This window comes from Chamaesiphon sp. OTE_75_metabat_556 (genome assembly GCF_031378165.1).
Taxonomy (GTDB): domain Bacteria; phylum Cyanobacteriota; class Cyanobacteriia; order Cyanobacteriales; family Chamaesiphonaceae; genus Chamaesiphon.
On record NZ_JANNDR010000380.1, the window covers coordinates 1 to 3,496 of the forward strand.

At 44.0% G+C, this 3,496-nt stretch carries 5 protein-coding genes; all 5 read left to right on the plus strand.

The genetic code is table 11. From position 1 onward, the window contains the following. Window positions 1–255, plus strand: a 255-nt coding sequence (locus RMO27_RS15385; protein ID WP_309734056.1) for a Uma2 family endonuclease, incomplete at its 5' end; no start/stop codon positions are given. Window positions 256–319: 64 nt separating this feature from the next. After that, complete coding sequence (gene cas4, locus RMO27_RS15390) at window positions 320–946, plus strand: CRISPR-associated protein Cas4 (RefSeq protein WP_309734058.1); 627 nt, start codon at window positions 320–322, stop codon at window positions 944–946. A 139-nt stretch (window positions 947–1,085) separates the two neighbouring features. Continuing rightward, entirely contained in the window at window positions 1,086–2,117 is a 1,032-nt protein-coding gene (gene cas1c / locus RMO27_RS15395; RefSeq protein WP_309734060.1) for a type I-C CRISPR-associated endonuclease Cas1c, read from the plus strand. 4 nt (window positions 2,118–2,121) lie between these two features. Continuing rightward, complete coding sequence (gene cas2 / locus RMO27_RS15400; protein WP_309734062.1) at window positions 2,122–2,412, plus strand: CRISPR-associated endonuclease Cas2; 291 nt, start codon at window positions 2,122–2,124, stop codon at window positions 2,410–2,412. 400 nt (window positions 2,413–2,812) lie between these two features. Continuing rightward, window positions 2,813–3,496, plus strand: a 684-nt coding sequence (cax, locus tag RMO27_RS15405; RefSeq protein WP_309734064.1) for a calcium/proton exchanger, incomplete at its 3' end; no start/stop codon positions are given.

Sequence of the window (3,496 nt, forward strand, 5' to 3'; positions counted from 1 at the left end):
CCACCGCCTACTTTAGTTATGGAAGTAGTTAGCCCCAATCAAGAAAAACGAGATTATCGCTACAAAAGATCGGAGTATGCGGCTAGACAGATTCCTGAATACTGGATTGTCGATCCGATTTTAAATAAGGTAACAGTTTTAGAACTGGTCGAAGGATTGTACGAAGAACAAGCTTATACAGCCGAACAAATTATTGTATCACCTCAATTTAGTCAATTTAATTTAACTGCTCAACAAGTTTTAACTGGATTGTAAAACAAAATATTGATATTTATACTTCACGAACTGGGTACTCTTGAAATAGGATACCTATTTTTTTGTGCCTATTGTGCCAGATTCAGAAGATTATGTGATGATTAGTGCCCTTCAGCACTATGCTTATTGTCCGCGTCAATTTGCGTTGATTCATATCGAACAAGTTTGGGACGAAAATATCTACACCCTGCGGGGGCAAAGAGTCCATGAAAAGGTCGATATTCCCGACGACGAACAACTTGACAATGTGCGGGTAGAACGGGCTTTGCCGCTGTGGTGTCACCGATTGGGGATTCGGGGAATTGCTGATGTGGTGGAGTTCAATCGAGATGAGATTCCCTATCCTGTGGAATACAAGTCTGGTAGTAAAAAACCGCGTCTGGCTGATGATATTCAACTTTGTGCTCAAGCTCTCTGTTTGGAAGAAATGCTTGGTTGTGATGTGCCATTAGGGGCGATTTATCATGCTGGCTCGAAACGAAGGCGGGAAGTCAAGATCGACGTTAAATTACGTACCCAAACCGAACAGATAATAATCGCTACTCGTGAGATTTTAATCAGTCAGAAACTACCGCCACCTGTGAATGACAAACGCTGTGATGACTGTTCGCTGATTGATGCTTGTATGCCGGAATCGATCGCAAGTTTTAGTAAATCCAGTGTTCGGAATAACCCTTTTATTGTTGATTGAGCGATCTTTTATTGGCAGGTGGGGAGGGTGGGTTTGAATTAGATTTTTAGTAAAATCGATGTCGATCTCATCAACCCACCCCTACAGATGGTTGGTATTGACATGTTAATAAATACTATGTTCGAGAGAATCTCTTTCTATGAAACAACTCCTAAATACTCTTTACATCCAAACTCAAGGTGCATATTTGCGCCTCGATCATGAAACGCTCAAAGTTGAGATTGAAAAGGAGGTCAAAAAACAAATTCCGCTCCATCATTTGGGGAGTATTGTGACATTTGGAAATGTGCTGATGAGTCCTTATTTAATTCATCGTTGTGGGGAAGATGGGCGTAGTTTGGTGTGGTTATCAGAATTTGGTCGATTTAAGGGGAGATTGGCTGGTTCGACGACGGGGAATGTGTTGTTGCGTCAGGCTCAACATGAGGTGGTGAGGGATGCTGGATCTACTTTAGCGATCGCGCGATACATGGTAGCTGCTAAACTCCAAAATGCCCGCACGGTGGTGATGAGAGCGGCACGCGAAGCAAATGATTCAGTAGATCGAGAACAACTCACAAAGACTGCTAAACTTCATGCAGAATCGATTCAGAAGGCTGAAAGAGCCACCGATTTAGATACGTTGAGGGGAATTGAAGGTTATGCCGCCAAAACCTATTTTGGTAGCTTTACATGTATGATTCGATCGAATCGAGAAACCTTTGCATTACTCGATCGCAACAAACGCCCACCCCGCGATCCAATTAATGCGTTACTATCATTCGTTTATACATTGCTAAAAAATGATTGTGTGTCGGCTTGTGAAGGCGTGGGACTAGATCCACAAATGGGTTTCTTGCACACTCTTCGCCCTGGTAGACCCGCTCTAGCTCTCGATTTGATGGAAGAATTTCGCGCCCCATTTGCGGACAGATTAGTCTTAAGTCTGATCAATCGCAAACAAATTCAACCCAAAGATTTTGTGACTCGTCCAGGTGGGGCGGTACATCTAGTCGATGATGCGCGGCGAACTTTGTTGGAAGCTTATCAAAATCGCAAGCAGGAAGAAGTACAGCACCAAATCATCGACTCGAAGGCTCCGTTTGGATTGATTCCGCATGTCCAAGCCCGATTATTAGCCCGTCATTTGCGGGGTGATGTGCCCAGTTATCAACCTTTTATACAGAAGTGAGCCGATGGATATTTTAGTCACCTATGATGTGAATACAGAAACGAAGGAAGGACGGCGACGGTTGCGAAAGGTGGCGACTGTCTGCAAGGATTATGGTCAGCGCGTGCAGTTGTCGGTGTTTGAGTGTCGGGTAAACGATAGCCAATATGAGACTTTGTGCGATCGATTGGTAAAGACGATCGAGCCGACTCTCGATAGTATCCGAGTGTATCGATTGCCTGCGCCGAGGGAGGAGCATCTCTTCTGTTGTGGGATTGATGGTTATACTGATTTTGAAAAGCCACTCATTCTCTGAATCTCTGCGCGAACCTGTAGTGATGGTCAAAATCCTGGGGGGTTCGCGATCGCTCTGTCTGGAAGGGTTTGAGCTATTTTGGGCTGGTATGTTGATATGTCTGAAGATATGCGGAATAATAGGATCGCGGAGGGCTTTGTTAAACCTGTTGATATCACCAGGTTTGAGATGACCGCCGTTGCATCCGGCTTTCGGGCTGGATGAGGATTGGAACTTCGATTAGTAAATCCTCTATTTGTTGGTCGATATTGCATCCGGCTTTCGGGCTGGATGAGGAGTTCAAACTATTAGAAACTCATGCCAAAAAATAATTCAAGCAAGAGATATAATTGTGATTTGGTAAAAAGCCAGTGGGAGGAATCGGGTACTCTAGAGAGACAATGTACCGATATCAGCATCTATGCTAAATCTCAAGAATATTCTCTCTGTTTTATTATTATTCGTTCCAGTTTCGATCGCGGGTCACTTTTTAGGTTGGAGCGACCAAATTGTATTTATCACTTCTGCCCTGGCAATTGTCCCCTTGGCGGCATGGATGGGGACAGCAACAGAAGAAATAGCGGTGGTGATGGGGCCTGCCCTTGGTGGCTTATTAAACGCTACCTTTGGAAATGCAACAGAATTAATTATTGCATTAGTCGCCCTCAATGCTGGCTTAGTTGATGTCGTCAAAGCTAGTATTACGGGTTCGATTATTGGAAACTTACTGCTGGTAATGGGATTTTCGATGTTACTCGGTGGTTTGAAATATAAGGAACAGACATTTCAACCGATTGTGGCGCGGGTGAGTGCATCGAGTTTGAATCTCGCAGTGATTGCGCTGTTATTACCGACAGCGGTAGATTATACTTCGACAGGGATTGATACTAGTGCAATTCAGAAACTATCGATCGCAGTATCGATCGTGTTAATTGGTGTCTACGGTTTAACGCTAATTTTTTCGATGAAAACTCACACATATCTCTATGACGTGAGTCTGGCAGATATGGATCCTGAAGAACTAGCCGAAGCCAATCTTGCTGGCGAAACAGACCACGGCAAAGTCAATTTACCACTGTGGATTTCGGTATTATTAGGCTGTACT